This is a genomic window from Pseudaeromonas paramecii (genome assembly GCF_039540575.1).
GTDB lineage: Bacteria > Pseudomonadota > Gammaproteobacteria > Enterobacterales > Aeromonadaceae > Pseudaeromonas > Pseudaeromonas paramecii.
This window is the reverse complement of record NZ_BAABFC010000025.1, coordinates 28,318-53,451: the sequence shown is the minus strand read 5'-3', so window position 1 is coordinate 53,451 and position 25,134 is coordinate 28,318. Positions and strand designations below refer to the sequence as shown.

Genomic DNA, 25,134 nt, shown 5'->3' with positions numbered 1-25,134 from the left:
GGCTAGCTTCCTTAGGATGACAGGGTACGGATCAGGTTGGAGTAGTCTTCCTTGATGTCATGACTCTCCTCCCGCAGGGCGGCGATCTTGCGACAGGCGTGCAGCACTGTGGTGTGGTCGCGCCCGCCGAAGGCATCGCCGATCTCCGGCAGACTGTGGTTGGTCAGCTCCTTGGCCAGGGCCATGGCCAGCTGACGTGGACGGGCCACGGAGCGGGAACGGCGCTTGGATAACAGATCCGCCACCTTGATCTTGTAGTACTCCGCCACCGTCTTCTGGATGTTGTCGATGGTGACCAGCTTCTCCTGCAGGGCCAGCAGATCCCGCAGCGCCTCTCGCACGAAGTCGATGTTGATGGCCCGACCGGTAAAGTTGGCATTGGCGATGACCCGGTTCAGGGCCCCTTCCAGCTCACGGACGTTGGAGCGTAGCCGCTTGGCGATGAAGAAGGCCACCTCATCCGGCAGATGAATGCGGTTTTCTTCGGCCTTGCGCATCAGAATGGCGACCCGGGTCTCCAGCTCCGGCGGCTCTATGGCCACCGTCAGGCCCCAGCCGAAGCGGGACTTGAGCCGATCCTCCACCCCGTTGATCTCCTTGGGGTAGCGATCCGAGGTGAGGATGATCTGCTGATTACCTTCCAGCAGCGCATTGAAGGTATGGAAGAACTCCTCCTGGGAACGCTCCTTGTTGGCGAAGAACTGGATGTCATCGATCAGCAGGGCGTCCACGCTGCGGTAGTAGCGCTTGAACTCCTCGATGGCGTTGTTCTGCAGCGCCTTGACCATGTCCTGCACGAAACGCTCGGAGTGCATGTACACCACCTTGGCGTCTGTCTTGCGCGCCTTGATGGCATTGCCCACGGCATGCAGCAGGTGGGTCTTGCCCAGGCCGGTGCCACCGTAGAGAAACAGCGGGTTGTAGGCGCTGCCCGGATTGTCTGCCACCTGCCCGGCCGCCGCGCGGGCCAGCTGGTTGGACTTACCCTCGACGAAGTTGTCGAAGGTATAGTTGGGATTGGTGTTGCTCTTGTGATTGATCTCGGGCTTGTTCTGGCTTGCCGGCGTCTCCCAGGCGGGTACCGACGGCTGAGGTGCCACGGGGGCCGCCGGTTTATGCACAGCCTGGGCCAGGGTGGCGCGACTGCCGATATCGAAGCGCAGGGCCGGGGCATCGGATCCACAAAACTCGGCGATCAGGCCGTTGATCCTCAGCAGATACTTATCGCGAACCCAGTCCAGGATGAAGCGGTTGGGCGCGTAGAGTGTCAGGGCACTATCGCTGACTTCCGCCTGTAACGGCCGGATCCACATGCTGAATTCTCCCGAAGGCAACTCATCCTGCAGCCGGTTGAGACAGTGCTGCCATAGCGACGTTGTCACGATCCACTCCAATCAAAAAAGGCAAAAGCGAAGATCCGACATTCTACTTTTTTACCCCCTGGATCTCTAGCGAGAAAGCCGGGATCCGAGCAAATATGCGGCTTGACTTTGGCCTTTTTTGTGCATAAAGACCCGAGAAAGCCCCATATTACCCACAAGTTATCAACAATGCGTCGGCTGCCACGATCCGGATCACGATCCCGCGGATCCCTCGCCGGATCCTTGGGCTTGTCTCTGTCCGCCAGCAGGGTATAATCCAGCGCCCGCGTCCTTTATATAAGGATCCGGTCCAGCCATACCCCGTGATGGACGCCCTGTGCTGTCCGCCACAATTGACGGCCCATCGGAATCTGTATAGAATTCGCCCTCTTTTATTAGAGCGGCCTCACCGATTTCGGTGCCTCGATGGTGTGGCCACCCAAACTGTACAGTCGATAAGCGGATTAATGTTATGAAACGTACTTTTCAACCTTCAGTGCTGAAGCGCAAGCGCAACCACGGTTTCCGTTCCCGCATGGCCACCAAGAATGGCCGTCTGGTGCTGGCCCGTCGTCGTGCCAAGGGTCGTGCCCGCCTGACCACTGTGAATGGCTAAGCACACCTTCCCCCGGGAGTTACGTCTGTTAACTCCCGACCAATTCAAGCGTGTCTTCTCCGATCCCGTCCGGGCTGCTTCCCCCCACCTGACCTTGCTGGCTTGTGCCAACGAACTGGGACATCCTCGTCTCGGCCTCACCGTGCCCAAAAAAGCCCTCAAGCGTGCCGTCTGGCGCAATCGCGTCAAACGCCTGGTGCGGGAAAACTTCCGCCACACCCAACACGACCTGCCGGCCATCGACATCGTCGTCATTGCCAAGGCAGGCATCGGCGGCCTGAGCAATGCCGATCTCACCCAGCTGCTGGACAAGCTATGGCGCACCCTGTCACGCCGTTGCAATGGCTAGCCGTTAAGCTGATCCGCCTCTACCAGCTGGTGGTCAGCCCCTTGCTGGGCCCCCGCTGTCGCTTCCATCCCAGCTGTTCGACCTATATGGCCGAGGCGATCTGCCTGCACGGTCTCATAAAAGGCGTTTGGTTGGGGGGGAAACGTCTATTAAAATGTCACCCTTTACATCCAGGCGGCCATGACCCGGTTCCGCATCCCAAGCGAACACAACGAAGAAACTGACTATGGAATCCCAACGTAATTTACTTTTGATCGGCCTGTTGGTCGTCAGCTTTCTGCTGTGGCAGCAATGGCAGACAGACAAGCAACCTCAACCCGTCGCGACCCAAGCGGCTCAAAGCGGTTTCGTGCCGGAGGCCAGCCAGACGGCCGCCGCCACCGCCGATGTGCCCAATGGCCAGGATAGCGCCCAGGCTCGCAGCCTGATCAAGGTGAAATCCGATCTGCTGGAGCTGACCATAGATCCGCTGGGTGGCGACATCGTCGACGCCAAGCTGCTGGCCCAGGCCAAGACTCTGGATTCTGAAGAACCCTTTACCCTGCTGGAGCAAGGTCCGGCCCACCTGTACATCGCCCAGAGCGGCCTGATCGGCCCCAATGGTCCCGATGCCGACCAGGCTGGCCGCCCCCTGTATCAGGTATCCGGTGACAGCTTTGCCCTGGCCGACGGCAGCGATGAGCTGGTGGTGCCCATGAGCTACACCAACGCCCAGGGTGACCAGTTCACCAAGCGTTTCGTGCTCAAGCGCGGCAGCTATGCGGTGCAGGTGGAGTATCAGATCCAGAATCAGCAGGCTAGCCCGCTGCAAGTACAGTTCTATGGCCAGCTCAAGCAGAGCACCGCCACCCCCGAGGGTCAGCAGAGTGGCCACATGATGGCCTCTGCCTATCGCGGTGCCGCCTACTCCTCCGACGAGCAGCGCTACAAGAAGGTCACCTTCGATGAGATGACCGAGAAGAACCTGGCCGTCACCACTCCCGGTGGCTGGGTCGGCATGCTGCAACACTACTTCGTTACCGCCTGGGCCGGTCAGCCGGAGCAGAAGAACGAATTCTACAGCCGCTCCATCAATGGCCACAAAGAGGCCATCATCGGCCTCAAAGAGCCCATGGTGACGGTAGCTGCCAACGACAAGGCCGTGGTGGGCGCCACCCTGTGGGTCGGCCCCAAGCTGCAGGATGAGATGGCCACCGTGGCCAACCACCTGGATCTGACCGTGGACTACGGCTGGCTGTGGTTCATCGCCCAACCCCTGTTCAAGCTGCTGAAGTTCCTGCACAGCCTGGTGAGCAACTGGGGCGTGGCCATCATCCTCATCACCCTGATCGTCCGTGGCGGCATGTACCCCCTCACCAAGGCCCAGTACACCTCCATGGCCAAGATGAAGCTGCTGCAACCCAAACTGACCGCCCTGCGTGAGCGCTTCGGCGACGACCGCCAGAAAATGTCCCAGGCCATGATGGAGCTGTACAAGGAAGAGAAGGTCAACCCCCTGGGCGGCTGCTTCCCCATCCTGATCCAGATGCCCATCTTCATCGCCCTGTACTGGACCCTGATGGAGTCCGTGGAGCTGCGCCACGCGCCCTTCGCCCTGTGGATCACCGACCTGTCGGTGAAGGACCCCTACTATGTGCTGCCGCTGCTGATGGGTGCCTCCATGTGGTTCATCCAGAAGATGAGCCCCAGCACGGTCACCGATCCCATGCAGCAGAAGGTGATGCAGCTGATGCCCATCGTCTTCACCTTCATGTTCCTCTGGTTCCCCGCCGGTCTGACCCTGTACTGGCTGGTCTCCAACCTGGTGACCATCACCCAGCAGACCCTGATCTACCGTCAGCTGGAGAAGAAGGGTCTGCATACCCGCAAGAAATAATCGCCCCCGGCGAGACAGCAAAAGGCGGCCAGACGGTCGCCTTTTTTATTACAATGTCCCCCTGCCCCAGCAAGCGAGCCCAAGCGATGAACAACGACACCATAGTGGCCCAGGCCACGCCTCCCGGACGCGGCGGCGTCGGCATACTGCGCGTCTCAGGTCCCCAGGCCGAAACCGTGGCCCAAGCCCTGCTGGGCCGCCTGCCCAGGGTGCGCCAGGCCGAATACCTGCCCTTCATGGATGACGCCGGCCAGGTGTTGGATCAGGGCATCGCCCTGCTGTTCAAGGCCCCCAACAGCTTCACCGGCGAAGACGTGCTGGAGCTGCAGGGCCACGGCGGCCCCTTGGTGATGGACATGCTGCTCAAGCGCATCCTGCAGCTGCCGGGCCTGCGCACCGCCCGGCCCGGCGAGTTCTCCGAGCGGGCCTTCCTCAACGACAAGCTGGATCTGGCCCAGGCCGAGGCCATCGCCGATCTCATCGAGGCCACCAGCGAGCAGGCCGCCCGCTCGGCGCTGCACTCGCTGCAGGGCGCCTTCTCCACCCGCATCACCGAGCTGGTGGAGAGCCTGACCCGGCTGCGCATCTACGTGGAGGCCGCCATCGACTTTCCCGAGGAGGAGATCGACTTCCTGTCCGACGGCAAGATTGCCGGGGATCTCTACGCCGTGATGGCCCAGCTGGGGGCCGTGAAACAGGAAGCCCGCCAGGGCGCCCTGCTCAGAGAGGGCATGAAGGTGGTGATCGCCGGGCGACCCAATGCCGGCAAGTCCAGCCTGCTCAACGCCCTGGCCGGGCGCGAGTCGGCCATCGTCACCGAGATCGCCGGCACCACCCGGGACGTGCTGCGGGAGCACATCCACATCGACGGCATGCCGCTGCACATCATAGACACCGCCGGCCTGCGGGAGACCGAGGATGCGGTGGAGAAGATCGGCATAGAGCGGGCCTGGGCCGAAATCGCCCAGGCGGATCGGGTGCTGCTGATGGTGGATGGCACCCACACCGCCTCCGCCGATCCCCATGCCATCTGGCCCGAATTTATCGACCGGCTGCCGCCCCACATCGGCCTCACCGTCATCCGCAACAAGGCGGATCTCACCGGCGAGCCCCTGACCCCCAGCGAGGAGCACGGCGTGCCCGTCTACCGGCTGGCGGCCAAGACAGGCCTGGGGCTGGAGGCCCTGCGGGATCACCTCAAGCAGTGCATGGGTTACCAGGGCAATGTGGAGGGGGGCTTCATGGCCCGCCGCCGCCACCTGGAGGCCATCGATCAGGCCAGCGCCCACCTGGAGCTGGCCCGTGAACAGCTGGAGGTCTATGCCGCCGGCGAACTGGTGGCCGAGGAGCTGCGCCTGGCTCAGGAACACCTGAGCGAGATCACCGGCGCCTTCAGCTCCGACGATCTGTTGGGCCGCATCTTCAGCTCCTTCTGTATCGGCAAGTAACCCGGCGAAGACCCTGCCTGGCGGGCAGGGTTATTCACCAAGCCGCCTGACTCAGTTAGCCGTATCCCAGCCGGCGCCATCCAGCAGCATCTTGAGCAGCGGCGATTCAAAGTGCCGCTTGGCGGTGATGGCGTAGAAGTTCTCCACCACGCCGTCGAGCACGGCATAGCGCTGCAGCTTGCCGCTCTGCAGCTCATCCTGCACTACCACCTCGGGCACCACGGCCACGCCGCCGGAATCCCGGGCCAGTAGACGCAACATGGCCATGTCATCCACCTCGGCATGGGGTTTTAGCGGCACGCCCAGCTGCTCGCACAGCAGATCGAACTGGCTGCGAATGTCGCTGCTGGGGCCCGGCACGAGCAACTTCACGCCGGCCAGATCCTGCGGAAACCGGAAGCGGCTCGCCGCCGGCCCCACGGGCCCCACCAGGCAGACGCTCTGCTGGGCGATGCGCTGGCAGCGCCAGGCCATGGCCGAATCGGACGCCACAGGGCGGTTGGACAGGATCAGATCCAGCTTGTGTACCTTGAGCTGCTCCAGCAGCTCCGCCAGGCTGGCGGACTCAATCACCAGGGTGACGCCCTCCGCCCCGATGACAGGGCGCAGAAAATTTTCCTGGAAATTCCGAGACAGGGTCGCCACGGCACCGATGCGCAGCCGTTGCACCCGCTGCCGTTCACCACTGGCGACGGTGGCCAGCAGCTCACTACCCAGATTAAAAATGCTTTCCGCATACTGCAGCACCAGGTGCCCCACCTCGGTGAGGCGCAGAGTGCGGCCATCCCGCTTGAACAGCGGGTTGCCCAGCTGCTCCTCCAGCTGACGGATCTGGGAGGAGAGGGCCGACTGGGCGACATGCAGCTGCTGCGCCGCGCGGGTCAGGTGCCCCTCTTTGGCGACCACCCAGAAGTAATAGAGGTGATGGAAATTGAGGTTTCTCATGGTTTGTTCTTTTTTTTAGAACAGATAATTAAGATATATATATTTTACTAAATACTCCAAGCACAGCAACATGCGCCCCATCGACCACGCAACACCAAGCCATCTTGGGAGGCAAAGGAATGATGGGGCTACTCAACGGCTGGCTACTGCCAGCCTGCTACATGACAGGCTTTGCCCTGGCCTGCTTACTGCCGCGACAGCATTGGACGGTCGCCCGCATCACGGCCGGCCTTGGCCTGGCCAGCACCCTGGTCGCGGCCAGCGCCGCCGGGCTCGCCGCCGGGTTGGCAGACCGCCAGGTCGATAAGCCGGGCCTGACGGTGGCGCTGCTCATCGCCCTGCTTGGCTGGGTCATCGTCCGTTATTCGGCGCGCTATCTTGAGGGCGAAGCCCAGCAACCGCGCTTTGTGAAGGCCCTGCTGTTCACCCTGGCCTGTGTCAGCCTGCTGGTGGTCAGCCAGCACCTGGTGCTGCTGGTGCTGGGCTGGAGCTGCACCAGCCTGGGCCTGCATTACCTGCTGACCTTCTACCGGGAGCGCCGGACGGCCCAAGTCGTCGCCCACAAAAAATTCATCGTCAGCCGGCTGGCCGACCTCAGCCTGCTGGCGGCCCTGGTGCTGATCTACCAGGCCGCCGGCACCCTCAGCCTGAGGGGCTTGTCTGACTACCTGGCCCACCTGGACGCCCTGCCGGCGGGCCTGCACTGGGCCGCCGGCCTGTTTGCCCTGGCCGCCATCCTCAAATCGGCGCAGCTGCCGCTGCACGGCTGGTTGATCCAGGTGATGGAGGCTCCCACCCCGGTATCGGCCCTGCTGCACGCCGGAGTGGTCAACGTCGGTGGCTTTGTCCTGATCCGCCTGGCTGAGCTGCTGGCCCTGGCCCCCGCCAGTCAGATGCTGCTGGTGCTGGTGGGCAGTCTCACCGCCGTGCTGGCGAGCCTGGTGATGATGACGCGCATCAGCATCAAGGTGCGGCTGGCCTGGTCCACCTGCGCCCAGATGGGCTTCATGCTGGTGGAGGTGGGCCTGGGGCTCTACGAACTGGCGTTGCTGCACCTGGTGGCCCACTCCTTCTACAAGGCTCATGCCTTCCTGGCGGCCGGCGAAACGGTCTCCGAGACCAGGGCGCTGGCCTTGCTCGGCACCCAAGGCGCACGGCGCTCCCTGGTCCGCTACCTGCTCAGCCCCGTGGTGAGCGGCATGCTGGTGGCCGGCTCCCTCGCCGGCTGGCAATGGCTGTTGCCCGCCGCTGGGCTGACCCTGCCAACCGCCGCCGCCCTGGTGCTTGCCCTCGGCCTCGCCCCCCTGCTGTGGCTGGAGCAGGGCCGCTCGGCGGCCCTGGTGGCCCACGCCGGGCTGCGGGTGCTGCTGCTAATCCAGCTCTATTTCGTCTGGCACTGGCTGTTCGCCGGCCTGGCGCCGGCCGCCAGCGGCACGGCCCCCTGGCTGATGGCCTGGGTCTGCGTCGCCTTCGTACTGCTCTATGGCCTCCAGATCTGGCTGCGTCGGCACCCCCAGGGGCGGCTGGCCCAGCGACTCTACCCCTGGGCCTACTGCGGCTTTTACCTGGACGAGACCTTTACCCGACTCACCTTTGCCCTCTGGCCGGCCCGGCTGGGCAAGCTCCAGCCCACGATGCGCCCTGACACCACCCCACTGGGAGAGACGGTATGAACGCCCTGACCTGCCCCAAGCAGACCACCAAGGCATGGCTGGACCACGCCATCCGGGCCGCCTGTGACGGCATAGCGCCCAACTGGCCGCTGGATCGCCTGATTGCCGTCAACCCCTACTGGCAGCACACCCACAGCCCCTTTGCCGAGGTGGCGGCCAACCTGGCGCAGCTGGCCGGCTCGCCCATGACCCTGCCCCTGTCCTATTACCGCACCCGCTGGCAGAACGGCCAAATCCAGCCTGAGCACTTGGCCCGCGCCGTCGCGGAACAGGGTGGCGACATCACGCTGGCGGCCATGCTGGCCACCCTGCAGCAGGAGGATCAGGCGCCACTCGCGCCCCCCCTGCTGTGCGACGCCCTCGACCAGCAGCGGGATCTGCAGCATCAGCCCAGCTGGCGCCACACCATCACCCAGCAGATAGGCCAGTTCTGTGCCGCCTACTTCGATCAGGCCCAGGCCGACTGGCGGCCGGATCAGAACCAGAACCTCTACGCCAGCTGGCGCCACGGCCTCAGCCAGGATCACAGTGTGGCGCTGCTGATGAAGGCACCGGCCCTGCCCGGCAAGGCCGCGCAACTGGCCAGCTGCGCCGAGGCGCAAATCGAATCGGCACTCCAGCAGCTGGGCCTGGTGCCGGAAGACTGGGCCGCCTATCTGCAGGCCGTCATGCTGCGGGTGAGCGGCTGGGCCGCCTGGTGCGCCTATCGTCGCTGGCAGGCCAAGCTGGTAGGGTCGGATGAAAACAGCCTGGTGGACTTGCTCGCCATCCGCCTGAGCTGGGAGACCCTGCTCGATGACGGCGCGCGTCAGCGTGGCGCCGTCTGGCAGCAGTGGCAGCAGGCGTGGCGTCGCCATCTTGACTCGCCCCACCCCAGATCCCTGCAGCGCCTGGCCATCTGGCAGCGGGCCCATGAGCTCAGCTATCAGGCATCGCTGGTGCGCCAGCTGCTGGACCGCCCGGCCGACGCCGCCCCCCTGCCGCCGCCCAAGGTGCAGGCGGTGTTCTGTATCGATGTGCGCTCGGAACTCTTGCGGCGTCATCTGGAGGCACAATCCAGCACCATCCAGACCCTGGGATTTGCCGGCTTCTTCGGCCTGCCCATCCGCTACACCCCCTTGGGCACAGAGGCCAGCCGCCCCCAGCTGCCGGGCCTGCTGGCGCCGTCCCTGGCCATCAGCGACACCACAGGCTGCCGCCACACGGATGCGGCTGTGTCCCGTCGCCGACAAGGCGCCCTGCAGACGCTGTTCGGCTGGCGGCCGTGGCAGACCATGCCCGCCTCGGGTTTCACCCTGGTGGAGACACTAGGCCTGGGCTACGCCAGCAAGCTGATCAAGCGCAGCCTGCCCGCTACGGACTCGGCACCGGCGGAAAACCGCCTGGGGCTGACCGGCCATACCCCGCTGCGTCCCTCGCTGAAAACCGCCCTGGGCGCCGATCTCGCCGCGCAAACCGCTATCGCGGAACAGGTGCTGACCGGCATGGGGCTCAAGGCGGGGCTGGCGCCCCTGGTGCTGCTGGTGGGTCACGGCAGCCAGAACCGCAACAATCCGCAACGGGCGGGCCTGGACTGCGGCGCCTGCTGCGGCCAAACCGGCGAGGTGAACGCCCGCGCTCTGGCGGCCCTGCTGAACGATGACGAAGTCAGAGCCGCCCTGGCCGAACGGCAGATCCTGGTGCCCGCGAGCACCTGGTTTGTGGCCGCCCTGCACAACACCACCACGGATGAGGTGACCCTGTTCGATACCGATCTGCTGCCAGAGGGCCATCGGGGCCAGGTAGAGGAGGTGACCGGCCAGTTGGCCGCGGCCGGCCTCGCCGCCCGGCGGGAGCGCGCCCCCCGCCTGGGGCTGGCGGCTCTGTGCGACCAGCCGGCGAAACTCACCCGCACCATCAAGCAACGGGCCAACGACTGGGCACAAACCCGGCCGGAGTGGGGGCTGGCCAACAATGCGGCCTTCATCATAGCCCCGCGGGCCCGCACCCGCGGCCTCAACCTGGCGGGCCGCAGTTTTCTCCACGAATACGACCCCCGGCAGGATGAGGATGGCCGCTGGCTGACCCAGATCATGACGGCCCCCATGATAGTCGCCCATTGGATCAACCTGCAGTACTACGCCTCCACGGTAGACAACCACCGCTACGGCAGCGGCAACAAGACGCTGCATAACGTGGTGGGCGGACATCTGGGGGTGTTCGAAGGCAATGGCGGCGATCTGCGCATCGGCCTGGCATGGCAATCGGTGCACGATGGTCATGACTGGCAGCATGAGCCCCTGCGCCTCACTGTGGTGATCGATGCGCCCCGGGCCATCCTGAGCCGCATCATCCAGCAACACGAGAAGGTGCGGCAACTGCTGGATAACCAGTGGCTCTACCTGCTGCGGCTGGATGACGGCGGCGTGGAAACCTACCACCAGGGGCAGTGGCAGCCCTGGCAGGCGAACGACCCAAGGTACGCTTCATGAACACCCTCTTATTACAGGCCGAGCGCGCCGATCACCTGGCGCAGGCCGGCCACTTGCTCAAGGCCGGCCAGTTGGTGGCGGTACCGACAGAAACCGTCTACGGTCTGGCGGCCGATGCCAGCAACCCCGAGGCGGTGGCGGCGATCTTTGCCGCCAAGCAACGCCCCAGAAACCACCCCCTGATACTGCATATCGGCGATCTTCAGCAGCTGGATCAGTGGGTCAAGGCGGTGCCAGACTGGGTCGAACCCCTGGCACGCCAGTTCTGGCCTGGCCCCCTCACCCTGTTGCTGGACAAACACCCCAGGGTCTCCGACGTGGTGACCGGCGGCCTGCCCACCATAGGGGTGCGCATCCCCCAGCACCCCACCCTGCTGAGCCTGCTCAGGCAACATCAGCTGGCGGTAGCCGCCCCCTCGGCCAACCCCTACCAGAAGCTCAGCCCCACCCGGGCAGAGCATGTGATGGCCGGCCTCAATGGCAGGATTGCCGCCGTGCTGGACGGCGGCCCGTGCCAGGTGGGGACCGAATCCACCATTCTCAGGGTGACGCCCGAGGGAGCTGAGATACTGCGCGCCGGGCCTATCACCGCCAGCGCCCTGCAACGCCACCTGGCGGTCCCGGTGCGCGACTTCGCCCCCCACAGGGTGGCGGTCTCCGGCAATCACAAGGTGCATTACCGGCCAAACTGTCCGCTGAGTCTCCTCACCCGGGCCGAACTCCAGGCCCAATGGCCCAGGGTGGACGATACCACGGGTCTGCTGCTGCACGCCGCCGATTGGCCGGCCCAGGGCGGCCACAGGATCGCCATGCCCGCCGATCATCAGGGTTACCGCCAGGCGCTCTATGGGGCCCTCTATCGGCTGGATCAGACCCCGGGGGTGGCGCGCATCTGGGTGGAGGCGCCGCCTTCAGGGCCGGAATGGCTGGATATTTGGGATCGACTCCAGCGGGCCGCCGGCACCTAAGATTGAATCTGACAGCCAAGACGTCTCATACTGTCGGCACTGGCGACAACCTTTATCCACCCGTTGAGATGAGTTCATGACACAGATTACGATTACCGCGCCCGACGACTGGCATCTGCATTTTCGCGATGGCGACATGCTGGCAGAAACCGTGCCCGCCACCGCCCGCTGCTTCGGCCGGGCCATCGTCATGCCCAACCTGGTCCCTCCGGTGCGCACTGCGGCCGAGGCCATGGCCTACAAGGCGCGGATCCTGGCCGCCAGACCTGCAGGCTCAGGCTTTGAACCTCTGATGACCCTGTATTTAACCGACAACACCACCCCGGCCGACATTGCTGAAGCGGCCCGGTGTGGCGTCACCGCGGTGAAACTCTATCCGGCCGGCGCCACCACCAACTCGGATGCGGCGGTCACCCGTCTGGATGGCCTGTATCCGGTGCTGGAGGCCCTGGTGGAACACCGGATGCCATTGCTGGTACATGGCGAGGTCACCGAGTCCCACGTGGATATCTTTGACCGGGAGAAGGTGTTCATCGACCAGCGGCTGCGTCCCATCACGGAGCGCCTGCCGGAGTTACGCCTGGTGTTCGAACACATCACCACCCAGGATGCCGCTGACTTCGTCATGGCTGCGGGCGACAACATCGCCGCCACCATCACCCCCCAGCACCTGCTGTTAAACCGCAACGACATGCTGGTGGGCGGCATCCGGCCGCACAATTACTGCCTGCCGGTGTTGAAGCGCAACATCCACCAGCAGGCCCTGCGGGCCGCGGTGGCCAGCGGCTCGAAGAAATTCTTCCTGGGTAGCGACTCGGCCCCCCACCCCCAGTCAAAGAAAGAGTCCGCCTGCGGCTGTGCCGGCTGCTACAGCGCCTGGGCCGCCCTCGAGCTGTACGCGCAAGTCTTCGACGAGCTCCATGCCCTGGACAAGCTGGAAGGCTTTGCCAGCCAGCATGGTGCCGACTTCTATGGCCTGCCCCGCAATCAAGGCACTGTCACCCTGGAGAAAAAGCCCTGGCAGATCCCGGAGACCATCACCTTGCCCAACGGCAGCCCCATCATCCCCTTCATGGCGGGCGCCACCCTGCAGTGGCAGGTCACCGGGGTCAAGCTGCCCCAAGCCTGATCTGAAGCAGAATCCGGGAGCGGTGTGATCCACCGCTCCTGGTTGTACTCCCCCTCGACCGCCCTACCGCCTCCCCCGTACCGACGCAGGCCAATCCTTCGCCGTAGTGAGATATCAGCCACAGGTTTTTTGCCTCAGACGCGAGACCCTTTGCCTACCATTACTAAGCACCAGCACGGATTGGGAGAAAGGCATGACAGACGCGATGCAACCGGAAGGACGCCACCAGCAACGCCTGGCCGCCCTGACGCGAACCCTGACCCTGGCGGATCTGCCCCAGGAGGAGTACCAGAAGATCAGCCGCACCGCTCAGACCCTGTGCCAGGCCGAGTGTGCCTGGATCAGCCTGCTGGCCGAGGAGGGGGATCTGCTGGTGGTGGGCGAGGATCTGCCACCCGGTTCGCCGCCCCCCCTCTGCCAGCATCTGCTGGAAGAGGAGAGCCTCGCCCTGTGCCACGCCTGTGAGGATCCCGAGCTCAGACCCCACCCCTGGATGCAACGTCTGGGGGTGGTGGCCACCTGTCCGTTCCGCAACGCCGAAGGCCATCGCATCGGCCTGCTATGCGTCGGCCTCAAGGCCGGCGGCGAGCTCAGTGCCGATCAGAAGCTGGGGCTCACCGACCTGGCCAGCCTGTTGGAGGCGCAGCTGCTGTTGCGCTTTCTGGCCAGCTCCCATCCCCAGGCCCTGCGCCGTCTGATGCTGGCCCCGCAAACCGATCAGGATCCCTTGACCGGCCTGCCGAACAAGCAGGGCATCCTGGCCCTGCTGCACCACAGCCACACCCGCTGCCGGCTGGAGCAGCGCCCCTTTGCCTTGGCGCTGGTGGAGCTGGATCCCATCGCCACCGAGTCCCTCAGCGTGGAGGAGGCCCAGGGCATGCTGCAGGCCGCTGCGGCCCGGCTCAAGGCCACCCTGCGCACCGGCGATCTGCTGGGCCGCTGGCAACAGGATCGCCTGCTGGTGCTGCTGCCGGGCCTGGGAGTGGATGAACTGCTGGGGGTGGGTGACAAGCTGGTGCAGACCCTGTACGGCACCGTGGATCAGGCCGGGCAAAGTTATCAGCTCTCCGCCAGCCTGGGTCTGGTGGGGCTGCAGAGCCTGGAGGCCAGGCTGGATGCCGCCGCCCTGCTGCATGCGGCCGAAACCGCGCTGCAACAAGCCTGCGAGGCGGGCCGTAACCGCGCCCGACTAAGCCCGGTACAGCGGATCCACAGCCTGACGGATTAGTGCAGCAGGGGCTGCAGCTGGCCGGCCAAGGCATGGGCCTGCTGCAACCAGCCCTTCTGCAGGGCCCGCACCAGGGCCGGATAGCCATCCTCACTCAAGGGCTCCAGCTGGTTGAAGCGACCGCTATGTCGCTCCCCCTGGGGCCCTTGCAGCACCCAACGGCCAGCGATCACCGCCTGGCCATCGAAGCGCCCCTGAAAGGCATCGACAAACAGATTCAACCGCCACTGCTGGCCACTCTCCTGCGGCCCCTGCAACTGCACCTGGGGCAGGTCTTGCTCCAGCTTGGCCAGCAGCAGGGCACCCAGCTGACGATCCAGCGGCTCGGCCCAGCGGGCCTGATTGGCCAGGGTCAGCTGGATGTCATCCTGCTGAAAGGCGATGCCCGCCTGAGCCAGATAATCCGGCAGGGTCAGGCTCTGCACCTGCAGCAGGGGGCCCTGACGGGCCGGACTGCTGACCACCGGCTCACTGGGCAGGGTCAGGGCGTAATACTGGGGGCCAGGCTGGGCGGCACAGCCCACCAGCAGCCAGGGCAGCAAAAACCTAAGGCTGCGTCGCATCATTGGGCTCTCCTGGGTTGGGGATCCTGCCCCGGGTTCGGGGAGAAGATCAGGGCATTGGGCTGCTCGCTCAGGGTGCGGGCCACCGGCTTGAGCTCGTTGAGCAGGCGATTGAGGTTGTCTATGGTCTGATTGAGCTGCTGATAGGCCGGCGCCTCGGCGGAGAAGCCCGCCAGGGTCTGCTGCAGCTGCTGCATGGCCTTGAGGGTCTCATCCGGTAGCTGCTGGGTGGCCGGTTGACCCGCCAGCCGGTTGAGGGTCTGACTCAACTGGCCGATGGCCGCCACGCTCTGGCTGGATTGGCTCAGCAGCTCGTCCAGCTTGGTCAGCGTCTGCTCCACCGGCAGATCGTTGATCTTCTTCAGCACCGCCAGGCTCTGTTGCTCCAGGTTATACAGCCCGCCCTTGGCTGTGGGCAGCAGAGGGTAGCCATTGAAGGTGCCGAGCGACCGGGCCTGAGGTTGATCCGGATGGTAGGCCAACTCCACCACCATGCCGCCGGTGAGCAGGTTGCCGGTGCGCAGGCTGGCCCGCAGGCCACGCCTCACCTCGGCCCTCAGCACCTGCACCATGCGTTGCAGTGCCGCCTCGGAATCGATGCCGTTGATGCGCCCGGGCTCCAGTCGGATCAGCACCGCCACCTCCCGGGGAGCCTGCTCCATCAGCACCTGGTCCTCCTGCATGAAGGGCACCTGCAGTACCGAGCCCACCCGCACCCCGAGAAACTCTACCGGGGCCCCGATGTTCAGCCCCCGGATGGACTCGCCGAACTTGAGCACATAGTCCTGGTGAAAATTGAACTCCTGGGTGCGGCTGCTCTCCTCGTCGGCATACAGGTTGAATACTTCGCCGCTCTTCACCTTGCGCCCCAGAGGCCAGCCCTCCGGCACGTCGAAGGTCACGCCGCCACGCAACAGGCTCTCCAGGGTACCCGTCTCCAGGCTGATGCCCTCGGAGGAGGCGCTGACGCGCATGCCGTTATTGGTCCAGAAACGCACATTGCTGGTCACCAGCGCATCGTAAGGCGCATGGATGAACAGCTGGTATTCCAGGCGGCGGTGCTCGATGGAGAAGCTGGCCTTCTCCACCCGGCCCACGGTGAAACCGCGGTAGATGACGGGATCGCTGGCCACCAGACCACGGTTCTTCTCGCTGTAGAGCATCACCTTGATCCCCTGCTCCTCGGCGCGAGCCAGCGGTGGCTCATCCAGCACCTTGTAGCTGTCCGCCGCTTTGTCCGCCTTGCCCGGCAGCAGCTCTATGTAGGCGCCGGACAGCAAGGTGCCCAGCCCGGAGATACCCTGGCGACCGACCCTGGGTTTCACCACCCAGAACTGACTGTCCTGCTTGAGCATCTCCTCGGTATCCACCGCCATGCGGGCGGTGAGGATCACATGGCTGAGATCCTTGCTCATCTTCACCGTCTGCACAGTGCCCACATCCACGCTCAGGGCCTTGATCATGGTCTTGCCGGCCACTATGCCATCGGCATCCTTGATGTAGAGGGTGATCAGAGGCCCCTGATTGGTGAAGGAGACATAGAGCAGCCACAAGCCCACCAGTGCGGCAATGATGGGCACCAGCCAGATGGGCGACAGATGCCGGATGGCGCGCAGCTGCGCCTGGCTACCGAAAGACGAACCGATTTTCACTCGGGTTTCCTCACTGTGGATGGGGGCAGATCCCAGATCAGCCGTGAATCAAAGGCCATGGCGGAGAGCATGGTGATCAGCACCACGCCGGCAAAGGCCACCGCCGCATCGCCGGGGTAGATGGACATCAGCTTGCCCATGCGGATCAGGGCCGCCAGCACCGCCACCACGAACACATCCACCATGGACCAGCGACCGACAAATTCGGTCAGATGATACAGGCGGGTGCGGCCGCGCCTGTGGGTGGGGTTGCCGCTATGGGTGCTGTAACAGAGCCACAACAGGGCCAGTATCTTGGCAATGGGGATCATGATGCTGGCAAAGAAGATCACCATGGCCACCGGGTAATCCCCCATCTTCCACAGCACCACCACCCCCTGCAATATGGTGGAGTTCATCACGGAGCCGAGGGTCTCGGTGACCATCATGGGCAAGGCATTGGCCGGCACATAGAGGATGATGGCCGCCAGCAGCAGGGCGAAGCAGCGCTGCAGGCTCTGGGGCTGGCGGGCGTGCAAGCGGCTTTGGCAACGGGGGCAGTAGCCCCTATCCAGCGGCACGGTGGCATGGCAAAGGTGACACAGGGCCAGATCCAGCTCCCGGGCCGAACAGGGCGCTATGGGCTCTACCTGCAAGGGCACGGGCCCCACCAGCTGCTGCCACAGGCGATTGCGATCCAGGTGCATGAAACTCTTGAGGTAAGCCAGGCTGAAGGCCACGTAGCACCAGAAGCCGGAGCCCACCTGCACCTCCGCCAAGGCGGCGATCTTGATGAGGCTCACCAGGGTGCCCAGCATGAACACCTCCACCATGCCCCAGGGCTGCAACCAGAACAGCCAGCGCAGGGCCAGCCGGCTTAAGTCCAAGGGGCCATGCCAGCGCAGGCGCAGCATCACATAGCCCAGCAACAGCAGACAGCATAGCGGCAGCAGCTGCATCACCAGGTAAATCAGCATCCCCAGGCTGGCATAGTCCTCACTGAACAGGGTGGTGGCTGCCTGGTAGAGCAGTATCTTGTTACCCAAGCCCTGGGTGGAGACAGACAAGAAGGGTAACAGGTTGGCACACAGCAGCATGATGAGGCTGGTGAGGGCATACACCAGGGGACGCTGCTGGGCAAAACGGGGGCGGCTGGCTATCGGTTGGCCGCAACGGGGGCAGCAGGCCGCCTCCCCCTCCGCCAGGGACGGGATCTGCACCAGCCAGTCACAGCTGTGACAGGCCTGATAGTGTTCGCTGGATGCCACCTCGCTGGCGCACATGGACTCTCTTCCGTTACTTTTTCGCCGGTATCATCACCTGAGACGCAGGTGGAGACAATAGAAAACCCTTTGTGATTCAGCAGTTGGCAAGCGGGCCGCCATGGATAGAATGGCAGCAGGAATCGGCCATCTGGCCATCAGGGAAGAGTCTGTGTCATTTGACGCTTTCGCGCATTCACCAATCAGGACCGACAGATGAGAAGCATCCGTGTTGTAAGTACCCTGTTGATCACCAGCCTCGGGCTGGCCGGCTGTAGCACAGTGAACCCCTATACCGGCGAACAGCAAACGGCCAAGGCCACCACAGGCACCGCCATCGGCGCCGCCGCCGGCGCCCTGGTGGGCGTCCTCTCCTCCTCCAAGCACGATAGAGGCAAGGGTGCCCTGATCGGCGCCGCCGCCGGGGCCGCCGTGGGCGGTGGCGTGGGCTATTACATGGACCAACAGGAGGCCAAGCTGCGGCAACAGATGCAGGGCACCGGGGTCTCCGTCACCCGCCAGGGGGATCAAATTCTGCTGAACATGCCCAACAGCATCACCTTCGACAGCAGCTCCAGCCAGCTGAAGCCCGCCGGAGCCAATGCCCTCACCGGCGTGGCCCAGGTACTCAAGGAGTACCCGGAGACCCAGGTCAACGTGGTGGGCCATACCGACAGCACAGGGGGACGCGAGATGAACATGCGTCTGTCCCAGCAGCGGGCCGAATCTGTGGGCAGTGCCCTGATACTGCAAGGGGTCGCTCAGGGCCGCATCAGCATGGCCGGGGTTGGCCCGGATCAGCCGGTGGCCAGCAATGAGACGGTGGAAGGGCGCGCCCAGAATCGTCGGGTGACCCTGACCCTGTCCGCCCAATAAGCCCTAACCGGCCAGGGCCCGATACCGGTAGCCCTGGCCATAGACGGTCTCCACCGGCTCATCCGCCAGCTGCAACTGCCGCAGCTTCTTGCGCAGCCGCTTGATGTGGCTGTCCACGGTTCTGGGCTCCACCACCCGGTGATCCCGGTACAGCACACCGCTCAATGTCTCCCGACTGAAGATGACCCCGGACGTCTGATACAGGGTCAGCAGCAGGCGCCACTCCACCTCGGTGAGCCGCACCCTATGTTCACGCCACTGCACCTCCATGCGGATGCCATCCAGCACCAGGGGCGTCCCCCCGGAGACCGGCTTGCTGGTCACCGCCGGTAAACCACAACGATAGGGCACCCCCAGCGAGCGTAACTGCGCCAGTAACTCAGGGCAGTAGGCCTGTGCCTCCTCGGGCAACACCACCTGGCTCACATGCCGCTCCAGGCAGCAGCGCAGCAGGCTGTCCGCATCCGTCACGGTAACAGGCACCGGCCAGTCCGCCGGCCAATGCTCGGGCTCCTGGCTGCCCAACAAGAGGATCATCGGCTCGCCTCCTCCCGCCCCAGCAGGGGTAAACGTAACCGCCAGGCACGACGCCCCTCTCCTGCCTTGACACTCACCTGCCACCCCGCCGCCAACAAGGGAGCGAGACTGCCATTGAGGCGCTGATGCAGACGGGGAAACGCCAGCAACGACTGCCACTGCCCCGGGATGGCCTCACCCTGCCAGCACAGCCAGGCCCAGCGTTCGTTGGCCTCCAGCTCGAGCTGCAACAGGGGATAGCGCCTGGGATGCCGCAGCGTCTGCTGCCAGAGTCGCTCAAGTTGAGACTGCAATGCCGCCGGTTCACCCTGTACCCAGAGCCCGCTCTTCACTCGGCACTCCAGCTGGACACCCAACAGCGCGGCCTGTTGGCGCCGCTGGGCGGCAAAGTGTTGCAGCAGGCGGCTAAGATTGAACGGCTCTGCCGGTTCCCGCGCCACCGCGGGGGGCCGGCGGGCACGTTGCCGTGCTGGCCACCAGGCACCGAGGCCGGTTACGGCCACCAGCAGCCCCACCAGAGCGAGCAGGTGACCATATTTTAAAAACCAGGGATTCAGCAGTCGGTTTGCCAAAGATTCCGAGCTTAGAACCAAGCCGAGAGCGACCGAACAAAATAGCAACAGCATCAGCGCAAGACAAACGAACAAGGGGTTATCAAGCGTTTTTGACATAAAGGATAATTATTTGGCGAACCGATCGGACGGGATTGACAATATTTTGACTAAAGTATCACGGGGCTAACGCGCGATATTTTATAACAGGCAATTATTTGCAAGGTTGCGTAAAGATGCGTGTTGATTTCGTTTAAATAAGGCCTTTGTTTTTCGACCATTTAGGCAAAGGGATTGCTTTATATTCACCACATCAAGTTTCCTGTGGGTAAAATGGTCTCAATTATGTCTTTTTATTTACTGCTTCGCCAAACCGCCGTCAGTTTGACCCTCTGCTGCCTGGTGGCCTGTAGCGCCCAGACTGGTGCCCCGCCCACCAAGGATTCCGAGGTCAACCGCGAGCCCCTGCCCGCCACCCCGCTGAACAAGAAGATGGAGGATGCCACCGAGGACGATCCCTACTTTGCCATGTTGGAGCCCGAACCCGATCCGGCCCACACCCAGCCCACCGGCTCTCTGTTCAATGACGATATTCAGAACAGCATCTTCGACGAACAGACCCGGCTGCGAGTGGGGGACATCATTTCCATCAAACTCAAGGAAGCCACTTCGGCCACCAAGAAGCAGTCCAGCAGCCTGAGTAAATCCAACGCCTTCAATCTGGATCCCATCACGGTACCCGGCGGCAACCTCAAGCTGGCAGGCCGGGAGATCGAGCTGGGGCTGAACCAGAGCCAGGACTTCAGCGGCGACGGTGATGCCAGCCAGAGTAACAACTTCAGCGGGGAGATCAGCGTGGCGGTGATCCGGGTCATGCGCAATGGCAACCTGGTGGTGCGCGGTGATAAATGGATACTGATCAACAATGGCAAGGAATATATTCGTCTGACCGGTATTTTGCGGGCAAAAGATGTTGCCGACGACAATACCGTCTTATCGACCAAATTGGCCAACGCCCGAATGGAATACAGCGGCAATGGTGATTTGGCTAATGTTCAGGAACAGGGATGGTTGGTCAAGAAAATATCTGATCCCACCATATGGCCATTTTAAAAAATTACCCGTTCCGGTTAATTGGCTTGTTATTAGCCGTGTTGGGTCTGCCGGCCTGTCAAAGCCCAATCAAGCTGCAGCCGGCGGCGACAGCGCCGGCCATCACAGCCGTGGGCTATGCCTACCTGGATAACCAGCCCGGCCCCAGCGAGGGCGAACGCCGGCTGCAAGCCATGAACGCCAGCAAGCTACAGGCTTACCGGCAACTGACCGAGCAACTGTACGGTGTTGAGCTCAGCAGCCCGCAGCCAGACCAGCGCTGGCATGGCATCAGCCGCGGCACCATTGTGGGTGCGCAAGTCGTCCGCCAGGAGCAGGACGGTAATCTCTTCATCACGGAGCTGAAATTGGACAAGGCAGATTTCAATCGGTTGGCGGAGATGCCCGCCCCTATCAATCGCACCAAGTGGTGGGAGTAACCCCATGCAAAAATACCTGTTTCCCCTGATTTGGCTGCTGGTGCTGCTGGGCATGTTTGCCATGAGCCACTCGGCGAAGGCCGCCTGGTACTCAGGCACCGGCTCCGCCCCCATCGTCGATGACAATCTGGAGATGGCCCGCTACTTTGCCGCCCGTGCCGCCATCCATGATGCCGTGGCCAAGAGTGGTTACTCCCTGTCGGTGATGGATCAGGTCACCCCGGATACCCTCAAGTTCCAGCCCGGCTCCAAGTTCCGTTTCCTCAACGACAAGATGACCCTGATCGGCCAGCTGCCACCGGCCCTCAGTCAGCTGGAGCTGATTGAGGAGATCAGCCGGGATGAGCGGCTGGATGTGACCCTGCGCGTCAACCTGTGGCCCGGCGCCCCCGTCTGCCCTCGTCAGCCCTTCTACAGCAAGAGCCTGACCCTGGCGCGCCTGGTACTGCGAGATCCCGCCCAAGCCTCCCTCGGCCAGCTGTACAACCTGTCCGAAGCGGTGACCGATCGCCTCTATCGCCTGGCCCAGGCGGCCCAGGGGGATTTCATCGTCCGCGGTCTGCAGACAGAACCCCTGGCCATCGGCTTTGACGGCATCGACGCCGATGACCAGCAGGAGCTCACCTCCCTGGCCTATCGCACCAATAGCCAGTACCTGCTGGATGGCGAGATCACCGACATCTCCACCAGCAAACAGGAGAACCTGCTGAGCAGCGACCAGCTGGTGCGTCAGTTTGAACTTACCCTGCGTCTGATGGACGGCCTCACCGGCCAGCCTATCTCCATCCGCCACTATGACTTCCGCACCTTCTGGCCCTTCGGCCAGACGGAGGCCGTGTCGGTCACCAGTTCTGAATTCTGGGATTCGGCCTATGGCCTGGAGATACAGCGCCAGCTGCGCGAAGGGCTGCAGGATATCAGTAACGACCTCAAATGCGTCCAACCACGCGCCTTCATAGTGCGGGTGGATGGCCAGGACGTGATGGTTAACATCGGCAGCCGGCAGGGCATCAAGGTGGGGGATGCCTTCAGCATCCAGCAGACCCGCCGCCTGCGGGGTGCCGATGGCCACCTCTATCTCTCCCACCCCAGATCCAGCACCCAGCTGGTGGCCCAGGAGGTCTATCCCGACCACAGCCTGCTGACCACCCGGCAAGGCTTCCTGCCGGGCAACCTGCAGGATCAGGATCTGGTTCAACTGGATAACAGCAAGGAGTCAGCACCATGAACGGATACCGCGCCGTCGCCGCCAGCGGCACCACAACCCCAGTGACCAAGACCACCAGCACGTCGCAGGATCAGAGCCAGACCAGCGCGACGGCCACCGACAGCGACTTCTCCGATCTGCTGCAGGATCAGATGAGCAACCTGCTGGAAGCCAAACCGGTGGAGAAGACCCTCAGCGAAGACGACGACCCGCTGGAGCTAAGCAACATGGTGACCCAGTTTGGCCTGGATGGCTGGATGCCCACCAGCCTCTCCAGCTTCCTGGACAACGTGGCGGAACAGCAGGAAGCCAGCAAGACAGGCGAACAGAAGATTGCCGAGACGGTGGACAGCATCGACGACAACCTGTTTGTCGACAAGGAGGCCTCCTGGCTGGATGCCGTCGATGCCCTCAACCCGTTGCAACACATCCCCCTGGTGAGCGACTACTACCAGGAGATGACGGGTGACGAGATCGGTTACATGCCCAAGGTCGTCGGCGACACCCTGCTGAGCAGCCTCACAGGCGCGGGGGCCATCTATGGCCTGGCCACCGGCGTGCTGGATGTGGGGGTCAACGAGGCCACAGGTCAAAGCACCCTGGATGTGGTGAAGAGCAAGGTCGGTGACCTCCTCTCAAGCGACGACGGCACGAGTTCGGGGCAGTCCTAGGCAGAACAGGCTGGCCCCCAGCAGCAGGCCTGTGGTGACCCACAGGCACAGAGGCAGGCCGCCCAGGCCGAACAGCCAGCCGGAGAGCAATGTGCCCAGCAGGCGGCCCAGGGCGTTGGCCATGTAGTAGAAGCCCACATCCAGGGAGACGCCATCCGCCTTGGCATAGCTGACGATGAGGTAGCTGTGCAGGGAGGAGTTCACCGCGAACAGGGCGCCGAACACCGCCAGCCCCAGCAGCACCCAGGCCGCCGCCGGCAGACCGGCGGCCAGCCCCAAGGGGATCAGCAGGCTGACCAGGGTCAGGGCCAGGCCCCAACCCAGGGCCTGACCACCATCCGGCAAGCGGCCGCTGCGCTTGCCGGTCACCCGGGGCGCCAGGGCCTGCACCAGGCCGTAACCCATGACCCACAGGGCCATCACCCCCCCCACCTGCCAGACGCTCCAGCCCAGCTGACCGCTCAGAAACAGCGGCAAGGCCACCACGAACCAGACGTCCCTGGCGCCGAACAGCAGCAAGCGGGCCGCCGACAGCACATTGATGGCCGGGCTCTTGGAGAGCAGATCCTTGAACTTGGGCTTGCTCTTGGCCTTGCCCAGCTCCTGCTTCAGGGTCAGCAGGCTGATAAGCCCCACCGCCAGCAGACCGGCCAGCATGGCCCACATGGCCCCCTGAAAACCCCACAGCGCCAGCAGGGCGCCACCCAGAAAGAAGCCCAGCCCCTTCATGGCATTCTTCGAGCCGGTGAGCAGGGCCACCCAGCGGTAGAGGGCCCCCTGCGCCTCCGCCGGCACCAGCGTCTTGATGGCGCTCTTGGCACTCATCTTGTTGAGATCCTTGGCGATGCCCGACAGGGCCTGGGCAGCCATCACCCAGGGCACCGTCAGCCAGGCATCCGGCAGGGTCAGCATCCCCAAGGCCAGCAGCTGCAGCCCCAGCCCCAGCTGCATGGTGCGGTTGAGCCCCAACCGCGCCCCCAGCCAGCCGCCCAGCAGGTTGGTCACCACGCCGAACAGCTCGTAGAACAGGAACAGGCTGGCGATGGCCAGGGCCGAGTAGCCCAGCTGGTAGAAGTAGAGCACCACCAGCATGCGCAGGGCGCCGTCGGTGAGGGTGAAGGCCCAGTAGTTGGCGGTGATCAACAGGTACTGGCGCCCCCCCTGGCTGAGGCCGTGCCACCGGGCCAGCAGACTCATGCCTGGCCCACCAGACGGGCCAGCTCCACGGTGCGGTTGGCGTAGCCCCACTCGTTGTCGTACCAGGCATAGATCTTCACCTGGGTGCCACCGATCACCAGGGTGGAGAGGGCATCCACCACGCTGGAGCGGGGATCACCCTTGTAATCTATGGAGACCAATGGCCGGCTCTCGTAGCCCAGGATGCCCGCCAGGGGCCCCTCGGCCGCCGCCTGCAACAGGCCGTTGACCTCCTCCACCGTGGTGGACCGCGCCACCTCGAACACGCAGTCGGTGAGGGAGGCATTGGCCAGCGGCACCCGCACCGCATGGCCGTTGAGGCGGCCGGTCAGCTCGGGGAAGATGGCGGTGATGGCGGTGGCCGAGCCGGTGCTGGTGGGGATCAGACTCATGCCGCAGGCCCGCGCCCGGCGCAGATCCTTGTGGGGCGCATCCAGTATGGTCTGGGTGTTGGTGAGATCATGGATGGTGGTCATGGAGCCATGGCGGATGCCCAGCCCCTCGTGGATCACCTTGACCACGGGGGCCAGGCAGTTGGTGGTGCAGGAGGCGGCGGTGACGATGCGATGGCGGGCCGGCTCGAAACGCTCCTGGTTTACCCCCATCACCACGTTGAGGATATCGTCGCCCTTCACCGGGGCGCTCACCACCACCCGCTTCACCCCCTGATCCAGATAGGCCTGCAGCAGGGCCGGCTCCCGCATCACCCCGGAACACTCCAGCACCAGATCGCAGTCAGACCAGTCGGTGTCACCGATGGCCTTGTTACGGCTGACCTGGATGCTCTGCTGGCCTATGATCAGCCGCTCGCCATCGGCCCGCGCCTCGTGCTGCCAGCGGCCCTGCACCGAATCGAAGTTGAGCAGATGAGCCAGGGTGGCGGCATCACCTGCCGGATCATTGATCCGCACGAAGCGAAATTCCGGCCAGTCGAAGGCGGCGCGCAGGGCCAGGCGGCCGATCCGGCCGAAGCCGTTGATGCCAATATTGAGGGGCATGGGGGAGTCTCCTTGATGTGTCCCGAAGCAACGATTGCCAAGCGG

At 64.0% G+C, this 25,134-nt stretch carries 24 protein-coding genes; 15 read left to right on the top strand and 9 right to left on the bottom strand.

Features of this window, described 5'->3' with window-relative positions:
• Positions 1–11: 11 nt before the first annotated feature.
• Complete coding sequence (gene dnaA / locus ABD847_RS15420) at positions 12–1,382, bottom strand: chromosomal replication initiator protein DnaA (protein ID WP_345014609.1); 1,371 nt, start codon at positions 1,380–1,382, stop codon at positions 12–14.
• Positions 1,383–1,833: 451 nt separating this feature from the next.
• On the opposite strand from dnaA, the gene rpmH reads away from it, so the two are divergent.
• From rpmH to mnmE, 5 genes are all read left to right on the top strand, one after another.
• Entirely contained in the window at positions 1,834–1,977 is a 144-nt protein-coding gene (gene rpmH / locus ABD847_RS15415; RefSeq protein WP_345014607.1) for a 50S ribosomal protein L34, read from the top strand.
• On the top strand, positions 1,970–2,326 hold the full coding sequence (gene rnpA / locus ABD847_RS15410) for a ribonuclease P protein component (protein WP_345014605.1): 357 nt from the start codon (positions 1,970–1,972) through the stop codon (positions 2,324–2,326). Before rpmH ends, rnpA begins: the two co-directional genes overlap by 8 nt.
• Entirely contained in the window at positions 2,293–2,550 is a 258-nt protein-coding gene (gene yidD, locus ABD847_RS15405) for a membrane protein insertion efficiency factor YidD (RefSeq protein WP_345014603.1), read from the top strand. Before rnpA ends, yidD begins: the two co-directional genes overlap by 34 nt.
• A gap of 2 nt (positions 2,551–2,552) precedes the next feature.
• The gene (gene yidC / locus ABD847_RS15400) at positions 2,553–4,202 is read left to right on the top strand and encodes a membrane protein insertase YidC (RefSeq protein WP_345014601.1); all 1,650 of its coding nucleotides are present in this window, start codon (positions 2,553–2,555) and stop codon (positions 4,200–4,202) included.
• Positions 4,203–4,288: 86 nt separating this feature from the next.
• The gene (mnmE, locus tag ABD847_RS15395; protein ID WP_345014599.1) at positions 4,289–5,650 is read left to right on the top strand and encodes a tRNA uridine-5-carboxymethylaminomethyl(34) synthesis GTPase MnmE; all 1,362 of its coding nucleotides are present in this window, start codon (positions 4,289–4,291) and stop codon (positions 5,648–5,650) included.
• A gap of 51 nt (positions 5,651–5,701) precedes the next feature.
• Here the strand turns inward: mnmE and ABD847_RS15390 are convergent, their stop codons facing one another.
• A complete protein-coding gene (locus tag ABD847_RS15390) occupies positions 5,702–6,595 on the bottom strand; it encodes a LysR substrate-binding domain-containing protein (RefSeq protein ID WP_345014597.1) in 894 nt (297 codons plus the stop codon).
• Between the two features lie 119 nt (positions 6,596–6,714).
• Here ABD847_RS15390 and ABD847_RS15385 point away from each other — a divergent pair, with 119 nt between their 5' ends.
• From ABD847_RS15385 to ABD847_RS15365, 5 genes are all read left to right on the top strand, one after another.
• On the top strand, positions 6,715–8,268 hold the full coding sequence (locus tag ABD847_RS15385) for an NADH-quinone oxidoreductase subunit L (protein WP_345014595.1): 1,554 nt from the start codon (positions 6,715–6,717) through the stop codon (positions 8,266–8,268).
• Positions 8,265–10,739, top strand: coding sequence for a YbcC family protein (locus ABD847_RS15380; RefSeq protein ID WP_345014593.1), 2,475 nt, complete (start codon positions 8,265–8,267; stop codon positions 10,737–10,739). The genes ABD847_RS15385 and ABD847_RS15380 overlap by 4 nt, the downstream gene beginning before the upstream one ends.
• Entirely contained in the window at positions 10,736–11,707 is a 972-nt protein-coding gene (locus ABD847_RS15375) for an L-threonylcarbamoyladenylate synthase (RefSeq protein ID WP_345014591.1), read from the top strand. Before ABD847_RS15380 ends, ABD847_RS15375 begins: the two co-directional genes overlap by 4 nt.
• Positions 11,708–11,783: 76 nt before the next feature.
• The gene (gene pyrC, locus ABD847_RS15370; protein ID WP_345014589.1) at positions 11,784–12,836 is read left to right on the top strand and encodes a dihydroorotase; all 1,053 of its coding nucleotides are present in this window, start codon (positions 11,784–11,786) and stop codon (positions 12,834–12,836) included.
• Positions 12,837–13,029: 193 nt separating this feature from the next.
• Entirely contained in the window at positions 13,030–14,064 is a 1,035-nt protein-coding gene (locus ABD847_RS15365; RefSeq protein ID WP_345014588.1) for a diguanylate cyclase domain-containing protein, read from the top strand.
• On the opposite strand, the gene ABD847_RS15360 is transcribed toward ABD847_RS15365, so the two are convergent.
• From ABD847_RS15360 to ABD847_RS15350, 3 genes are read right to left on the bottom strand one after another with little or no spacing between them, the layout of a single operon-like run.
• Positions 14,061–14,630 carry a PqiC family protein gene (locus ABD847_RS15360; protein ID WP_345014587.1) on the bottom strand — a complete coding sequence of 190 codons (570 nt, stop codon included), beginning with the start codon at positions 14,628–14,630 and terminating at the stop codon, positions 14,061–14,063. The genes ABD847_RS15365 and ABD847_RS15360 overlap by 4 nt on opposite strands.
• Positions 14,627–16,279: an intermembrane transport protein PqiB gene (pqiB, locus tag ABD847_RS15355; RefSeq protein ID WP_345014586.1), complete on the bottom strand. Its 1,653-nt coding sequence runs from the start codon at positions 16,277–16,279 to the stop codon at positions 14,627–14,629. The genes ABD847_RS15360 and pqiB overlap by 4 nt, the downstream gene beginning before the upstream one ends.
• Positions 16,276–17,541 (bottom strand): PqiA/YebS family transporter subunit, encoded by a 1,266-nt coding sequence (locus ABD847_RS15350; RefSeq protein WP_345014585.1) that lies wholly within the window; start codon positions 17,539–17,541, stop codon positions 16,276–16,278. The genes pqiB and ABD847_RS15350 overlap by 4 nt, the downstream gene beginning before the upstream one ends.
• Before the next feature lie 195 nt (positions 17,542–17,736).
• Here ABD847_RS15350 and ABD847_RS15345 point away from each other — a divergent pair, with 195 nt between their 5' ends.
• Positions 17,737–18,396, top strand: coding sequence for an OmpA family lipoprotein (locus tag ABD847_RS15345; protein ID WP_345014584.1), 660 nt, complete (start codon positions 17,737–17,739; stop codon positions 18,394–18,396).
• Positions 18,397–18,399: 3 nt separating this feature from the next.
• Here ABD847_RS15345 and ABD847_RS15340 read toward each other — a convergent pair whose 3' ends face one another.
• Both ABD847_RS15340 and ABD847_RS15335 read right to left on the bottom strand, forming a co-directional pair.
• Entirely contained in the window at positions 18,400–18,933 is a 534-nt protein-coding gene (locus ABD847_RS15340) for a winged helix-turn-helix domain-containing protein (protein ID WP_345014582.1), read from the bottom strand.
• Positions 18,930–19,505 (bottom strand): hypothetical protein, encoded by a 576-nt coding sequence (locus tag ABD847_RS15335; RefSeq protein ID WP_345014580.1) that lies wholly within the window; start codon positions 19,503–19,505, stop codon positions 18,930–18,932. The genes ABD847_RS15340 and ABD847_RS15335 overlap by 4 nt, the downstream gene beginning before the upstream one ends.
• Before the next feature lie 324 nt (positions 19,506–19,829).
• On the opposite strand from ABD847_RS15335, the gene ABD847_RS15330 reads away from it, so the two are divergent.
• The 4 genes from ABD847_RS15330 to ABD847_RS15315 are packed head-to-tail and all read left to right on the top strand — an operon-like array spanning position 19,830 to position 22,894.
• The gene (locus ABD847_RS15330) at positions 19,830–20,597 is read left to right on the top strand and encodes a flagellar basal body L-ring protein FlgH (protein WP_345014578.1); all 768 of its coding nucleotides are present in this window, start codon (positions 19,830–19,832) and stop codon (positions 20,595–20,597) included.
• 26 nt (positions 20,598–20,623) lie between these two features.
• On the top strand, positions 20,624–21,016 hold the full coding sequence (locus ABD847_RS15325; protein WP_345014576.1) for a hypothetical protein: 393 nt from the start codon (positions 20,624–20,626) through the stop codon (positions 21,014–21,016).
• A 4-nt stretch (positions 21,017–21,020) separates the two neighbouring features.
• Positions 21,021–22,244: a flagellar assembly protein T N-terminal domain-containing protein gene (locus ABD847_RS15320; protein WP_345014573.1), complete on the top strand. Its 1,224-nt coding sequence runs from the start codon at positions 21,021–21,023 to the stop codon at positions 22,242–22,244.
• The gene (locus ABD847_RS15315) at positions 22,241–22,894 is read left to right on the top strand and encodes a hypothetical protein (protein ID WP_345014572.1); all 654 of its coding nucleotides are present in this window, start codon (positions 22,241–22,243) and stop codon (positions 22,892–22,894) included. The genes ABD847_RS15320 and ABD847_RS15315 overlap by 4 nt, the downstream gene beginning before the upstream one ends.
• Here the strand turns inward: ABD847_RS15315 and arsJ are convergent.
• Both arsJ and ABD847_RS15305 read right to left on the bottom strand, forming a co-directional pair.
• Positions 22,859–24,091 (bottom strand): organoarsenical effux MFS transporter ArsJ, encoded by a 1,233-nt coding sequence (gene arsJ / locus ABD847_RS15310; protein WP_345014570.1) that lies wholly within the window; start codon positions 24,089–24,091, stop codon positions 22,859–22,861. The genes ABD847_RS15315 and arsJ overlap by 36 nt on opposite strands.
• The gene (locus tag ABD847_RS15305) at positions 24,088–25,089 is read right to left on the bottom strand and encodes an ArsJ-associated glyceraldehyde-3-phosphate dehydrogenase (RefSeq protein ID WP_345014569.1); all 1,002 of its coding nucleotides are present in this window, start codon (positions 25,087–25,089) and stop codon (positions 24,088–24,090) included. Before ABD847_RS15305 ends, arsJ begins: the two co-directional genes overlap by 4 nt.
• Positions 25,090–25,134: the final 45 nt, after the last annotated feature.

What these genes read in the sequence shown, in the direction of transcription:
- yidD (WP_345014603.1), top strand. Translation starts at nt 2,293, where the DNA reads ATGGCGCACCCTGTCACGCCGTTGCAATGGCTAGCCGTTAAGCTGATC.
- ABD847_RS15315 (WP_345014572.1), top strand. Translation starts at nt 22,241, where the DNA reads ATGAACGGATACCGCGCCGTCGCCGCCAGCGGCACCACAACCCCAGTG.
- rnpA (WP_345014605.1), top strand. Translation starts at nt 1,970, where the DNA reads ATGGCTAAGCACACCTTCCCCCGGGAGTTACGTCTGTTAACTCCCGAC.
- yidC (WP_345014601.1), top strand. Translation starts at nt 2,553, where the DNA reads ATGGAATCCCAACGTAATTTACTTTTGATCGGCCTGTTGGTCGTCAGC.
- ABD847_RS15390 (WP_345014597.1), bottom strand. Translation starts at nt 6,595, where the DNA reads ATGAGAAACCTCAATTTCCATCACCTCTATTACTTCTGGGTGGTCGCC.
- ABD847_RS15330 (WP_345014578.1), top strand. Translation starts at nt 19,830, where the DNA reads ATGTCTTTTTATTTACTGCTTCGCCAAACCGCCGTCAGTTTGACCCTC.
- ABD847_RS15375 (WP_345014591.1), top strand. Translation starts at nt 10,736, where the DNA reads ATGAACACCCTCTTATTACAGGCCGAGCGCGCCGATCACCTGGCGCAG.
- arsJ (WP_345014570.1), bottom strand. Translation starts at nt 24,091, where the DNA reads ATGAGTCTGCTGGCCCGGTGGCACGGCCTCAGCCAGGGGGGGCGCCAG.
- ABD847_RS15345 (WP_345014584.1), top strand. Translation starts at nt 17,737, where the DNA reads ATGAGAAGCATCCGTGTTGTAAGTACCCTGTTGATCACCAGCCTCGGG.
- ABD847_RS15360 (WP_345014587.1), bottom strand. Translation starts at nt 14,630, where the DNA reads ATGATGCGACGCAGCCTTAGGTTTTTGCTGCCCTGGCTGCTGGTGGGC.
- ABD847_RS15365 (WP_345014588.1), top strand. Translation starts at nt 13,030, where the DNA reads ATGACAGACGCGATGCAACCGGAAGGACGCCACCAGCAACGCCTGGCC.
- ABD847_RS15340 (WP_345014582.1), bottom strand. Translation starts at nt 18,933, where the DNA reads ATGATCCTCTTGTTGGGCAGCCAGGAGCCCGAGCATTGGCCGGCGGAC.
- ABD847_RS15385 (WP_345014595.1), top strand. Translation starts at nt 6,715, where the DNA reads ATGATGGGGCTACTCAACGGCTGGCTACTGCCAGCCTGCTACATGACA.
- ABD847_RS15305 (WP_345014569.1), bottom strand. Translation starts at nt 25,089, where the DNA reads ATGCCCCTCAATATTGGCATCAACGGCTTCGGCCGGATCGGCCGCCTG.
- rpmH (WP_345014607.1), top strand. Translation starts at nt 1,834, where the DNA reads ATGAAACGTACTTTTCAACCTTCAGTGCTGAAGCGCAAGCGCAACCAC.
- ABD847_RS15320 (WP_345014573.1), top strand. Translation starts at nt 21,021, where the DNA reads ATGCAAAAATACCTGTTTCCCCTGATTTGGCTGCTGGTGCTGCTGGGC.
- ABD847_RS15380 (WP_345014593.1), top strand. Translation starts at nt 8,265, where the DNA reads ATGAACGCCCTGACCTGCCCCAAGCAGACCACCAAGGCATGGCTGGAC.
- ABD847_RS15350 (WP_345014585.1), bottom strand. Translation starts at nt 17,541, where the DNA reads ATGTGCGCCAGCGAGGTGGCATCCAGCGAACACTATCAGGCCTGTCAC.
- pyrC (WP_345014589.1), top strand. Translation starts at nt 11,784, where the DNA reads ATGACACAGATTACGATTACCGCGCCCGACGACTGGCATCTGCATTTT.
- mnmE (WP_345014599.1), top strand. Translation starts at nt 4,289, where the DNA reads ATGAACAACGACACCATAGTGGCCCAGGCCACGCCTCCCGGACGCGGC.